This is a genomic window from Micromonospora sp. C51, from assembly GCF_018070435.1.
GTDB lineage: Bacteria > Actinomycetota > Actinomycetes > Mycobacteriales > Micromonosporaceae > Micromonospora > Micromonospora sediminimaris.
Genome location: NZ_JAGPXQ010000101.1, coordinates 1 through 420, shown reverse-complemented (window position 1 = coordinate 420; position 420 = coordinate 1). Strand labels below are relative to the sequence as shown.

The 420-nt window shown below is 66.7% G+C and carries 1 protein-coding gene; it reads left to right on the top strand.

What is annotated here, in order from left to right; translation table 11 throughout:
• Positions 1-183: 183 nt before the first annotated feature.
• A partial coding sequence (locus KBX50_RS32540; RefSeq protein WP_210941669.1) for a hypothetical protein occupies positions 184-420 on the top strand: 237 nt, incomplete at its 3' end.

Genomic DNA, 420 nt, shown 5'->3' with positions numbered 1-420 from the left:
CTCCCACCAGCCGGCAACGTCGCACCAGTCAAGCTGATGCTGCCACCACCGGCCGTCGCAGCGATCGTGCCACCACCGCACGAACCAGTCAGACCATTCGGCGTGGCCACCACCAGCCCGGCGGGTAGCGCGTCAGAAAAACCGACCCCGGTCAGCGGCGTACTCGGGTTGGGGTTGCTGAGGGTGAAGCTCAGCGATGTCGTCTCGTCGGCGGCGATGGTCGTGGCCCCGAAGGCTTTGGAGATCGTCGGTGGTGTGGCGACGGCAACCGTGACGCTCGCCGACGCGACGGCACCCGGGCCGCTCTCGTTCGAGTCCACCGGACTGCTCGTGTTGACCTTCGTGCCACTGGTCGTACCGGTGACATCCACCGAGAACGTGCAACTCCCACCAGCCGGCAACGTCGCACCAGTCAAGCTG